The organism is Rhodopseudomonas sp. AAP120 (genome assembly GCF_001295845.1).
Classification (GTDB): domain Bacteria; phylum Pseudomonadota; class Alphaproteobacteria; order Rhizobiales; family Xanthobacteraceae; genus Rhodopseudomonas.
Map to the genome: position 1 here is coordinate 1 of NZ_LJIC01000132.1, position 3,559 is coordinate 3,559.

4 protein-coding genes are annotated in these 3,559 nt (G+C 69.1%); 3 read left to right on the top strand and 1 reads right to left on the bottom strand.

Annotated features, from left to right (window positions below; genetic code table 11):
- The coding region (locus IP86_RS20125; RefSeq protein WP_156332572.1) for a DUF2125 domain-containing protein at positions 1–505 on the bottom strand (505 nt) is incomplete at its 3' end.
- Positions 506–665: 160 nt separating this feature from the next.
- Between IP86_RS20125 and IP86_RS20130 the strand changes: the two genes are divergently transcribed.
- From IP86_RS20130 to rocF, 3 genes are all read left to right on the top strand, one after another.
- A complete protein-coding gene (locus tag IP86_RS20130) occupies positions 666–1,244 on the top strand; it encodes a gamma-glutamylcyclotransferase (RefSeq protein WP_054164213.1) in 579 nt (192 codons plus the stop codon).
- A gap of 290 nt (positions 1,245–1,534) precedes the next feature.
- Entirely contained in the window at positions 1,535–2,368 is an 834-nt protein-coding gene (locus IP86_RS20135; protein WP_054164214.1) for an acyl-CoA thioesterase, read from the top strand.
- Positions 2,369–2,456: 88 nt separating this feature from the next.
- Positions 2,457–3,437 (top strand): arginase, encoded by a 981-nt coding sequence (gene rocF, locus IP86_RS20140; RefSeq protein WP_054164215.1) that lies wholly within the window; start codon positions 2,457–2,459, stop codon positions 3,435–3,437.
- The last annotated feature ends 122 nt before the right edge of the window (positions 3,438–3,559 follow it).

The window sequence follows — 3,559 nt, forward strand, 5'->3', positions numbered from 1 at the left end:
GGAGCCGGTCGAGCGTCGGCGCCTCGAACACCAGCGACACCCGCTGCGGCGGCCCCGGCAGGCCAGCGGCGCTGCTGCGCGCGCTCGCCCAGTTCAGTTGCATCGACGGCGGCTGGCCGAGATCAGCGAAGGTCGCCGGCCCCTTGAACTCGGCGATCAGCAGGCTCGGCTGATAGATCTGCGCCACCACCAGGATCTCGGCGAGCTTCGCCGTCAGCGGCGTCCGGCTCGCCACCTGTTCGGCGGTCTGCGCGGTCAGCGCCACGCTGGCGTCGGCGCAGCGCACTTCCAGGCGGAACGGGAAGCCGGCGATCGAGCGGTCGCCGCAATCATAGGCACGACCGGCCGCGGCTTCGCGGGCCCGCCAGGAATCCACGATGCGGTCGACCTGGGCGACGGAGAAGAACCAGAAGCCGCTCCAGGCGATCGCGGCGACGAGCAGCATCGCCGGCAGCAGGAACAGTGGCCAGAGCCGGCGGCGGGTGGGAAGCGTGTGTTCGGTCATCGAGCCTACTTAGAGTGTGTGCCCGAAAAGGCAAATCACGGGAGCGCGGCGCATCGCCGTCCTGCCGATCGTCGTGCGAAAGCGCTGACATCGGCCGGCCCGATGCGGTAGAGACGGAATTTGTCATTTGCGCGAAGCCTTGCTCTGAAGTCTTGCCATCATGTCCGCCAAGATCCTGACCGATGCCGAGCTTGCCGAAGGCGACCTGTGGGTGTTCGGCTATGGATCGCTGATGTGGCGGCCCGGGTTCGACTTCGTCGAACAGCTGCCGGCGCGGCTGATCGGCGAACATCGGGCGCTGTGCGTGTATTCGTTCGTGCATCGCGGCACGCCCGAGCAGCCCGGGCTGGTGCTCGGGCTCGACCGCGGCGGCGCCTGCCGCGGCATCGCGTTCCGGGTCGCGGACGAGCACCGGATGCGGACGGTGGCGTATTTGCGCGAGCGTGAGCAGGTCACCAGCGTGTATCGCGAGGTCAAGCGCTCGGTCTGGCTGGAAGACGACGCGCGGCGGCGGATCAGCGCGCTGGCCTATGTGGTCGATCGCGGCCACGCGCAGTATGCCGGGCGGCTGACCCCGGCCGAGCAGCTCCGCCTGGTCCGCCAGGGCCACGGCCAGTCCGGCCCCAATCGCGACTACGTGCTGTCGACGGTGCATTCGCTGGAAGCCCAGGGCTGTCGCGACCCGGGCCTGCATCGCCTCGCCGAAGCCTTGCGCGCCGAAACGCCTCCGCATCGGTGATAACCTCTCCCGCTTGCGGGAGAGGTCGGATCGCGTCAGCGATCCGGGTGAGGGCTCTCCGCTCCGCGAGTCGCAGAGTCAGTGCCTGGGGCGCCCTCACCCCAGCCCTCTCCCGCAAGCGGGAGAGGGAGCGCGCCGCGGCTCGGGGCGGCTCATTGCGCTAGTCGGTAAGCGGCCTCTCGACCGTCTATGGCGCGGCCCATCACATGACGCCCGACAGCCATTGCGTCGTTGCGCGGCGCGGGGCAGATTGTGCGGCGCAAAGAAGAATAACAACACAGGGAGCAATCATGGACGCCAGGGTCGACGACAGCATCCATCCGTTCGACGCCGCCACCCGCGTGGAGCTGCTGGGCGGCCGCTGGCAGGGCGCGACCAGCGACGATTATCACGCCTTCGTCGGCCAGTTCGGCGGCGCCACCGCGGCGACGCTGCTGCGCGCGCTGATGGCGCAGCCGGAGCGGACCGGCGATCCGCTGGCGTTCACGGTGAATTTCTGCGCGCCGATCGCCGCCGGCCGCTTCGATCTGACGCCGCGGCTGATCAAGGCGACGCGCTCGACGCAGCATTGGGGCATCGAGCTGACGCAGGGCGGCGATGATGTCGAAGCCTTCGCCACCGCGGTGTTCGCGCAGCGCCGCGAAACCTGGAGCCACCGTCCGGCCGAAATGCCCCAGACCGCGTCCTATGACGAGGCGCCGGTGTATTCCCGCGCCGGCGTCGCCGCCGCATGGGTGCGACAATTCGAGTTCCGCTTTGTCGAGAACGAGCCGAGCTTCGGCGCGGGCACGCAGGCCGGTCCCGCCAGCCCCCACACCAAGGCGTGGATCGGCCACGCCGTGCCGCGCACGCTCGACCTGCTGTCGCTGTCGGCGATCGCCGACGCGTTCTTCGCCCGGATTTTCCATGTCCGCGGCGAATTGCTGCCGATCGGCACGGTGTCGATGACGACCTATTTCCACGTCGATGCCGCCGACCTCGTGGCCGAGCCGATCACCGCCGTGCTCGGCGTTGCCGACGCCAACGTGTTTCACAAGAGCTTCAGCGACCAGACCGGGGAACTATGGTCGCCGAGCGGCAAGCTGCTGGCGACGACGCATCAGATCACCTATTTCAAGGCCTGATCGAACTCATCGCGGCGACGCGCGCGCGTCACGCGTCGCTGCTACATGCTGGGCCGAACAGGCCACGCCAGCTTGAAAGGCGCCGCGCATGACGCCATCCGGCTCCCTCCTCGTCCCTTCCCGCCGCATCGCGCTGCTCGGTGTGCCGATCGAGATCGGGGCCGGCTTGCGCGGCACTCTGATGGGCCCCGCGGCGCTGCGTACCGCCGGCATCGGCCGCGTGCTCGAACAGCTGCGCTTCACGGTCGAGGACCATGGCGACATGGCGCATCCGCCGGTCACGCGCAGCGACGATCCGGTGCCGGCCAACGCCAATTACTACGACGAGGTGCGCAGCTGGGTCGGGGCGATCTCGGCGCGCGCCTACGAGCTGGCGCGCTCCGGCGCCGTGCCGCTGTTCATGGGCGGCGATCACAGCCTGTCGATGGGCTCGATCAACGGCGTGGCGCGCTATTGGCAGCAGCAGGGTAAGCCGCTGTTCGTACTGTGGTTCGACGCCCATGCCGACTACAACACGCCGGCCACGACGCTGTCCGCCAATATGCACGGCATGTCGGCGGCATTCCTGTGCGGCGAGCCGGGGCTTGATCATCTGCTCGGCGCCGAACCGCGGGTCTCGATCCCGCCGAGCCAGCTCGATCTATTCGGCATCCGCTCGATTGATCCCCTGGAGAAGGAGCTGGTACGCGCCCGCGCGATTCCGGTGGTCGACATGCGGGCGATCGACGAGTTCGGCGTCGGCGTGCTGATCCGCCGCGTCATCGACCGCGTCCGCGCTGCCGGCGGCGTGCTGCATCTGTCGTTCGATGTCGACGTGCTCGACCCGTCGGTGGCGCCCGGCGTCGGCACCACCGTGCCGGGCGGCGCGACCTACCGCGAGGCGCACCTGGTGATGGAGCTGCTGCACGATTCCGGCCTGGTGCACTCGGTCGATGTCGTCGAGCTCAACCCCTTCCTCGACGAGCGCGGCCGCACCGCGCGTGTGGCGGTCGAGCTGATCGGCAGCCTGTTCGGCATGCAGATCAGCGACCGCGTGACCCCGAGCAATGCAGTGTTGCCGCAGGGGTGAAGCGCTGCGGCTCTTTCACCTCTCCCCGCGCGCGGGGAGAGGTCGACCTGGCGGAGCGAAGCGACGCCAGGGCGGGTGAGGGGGCGCCTCGACAAAGCCGAGCGGCTCAGACTTGCGGAGAC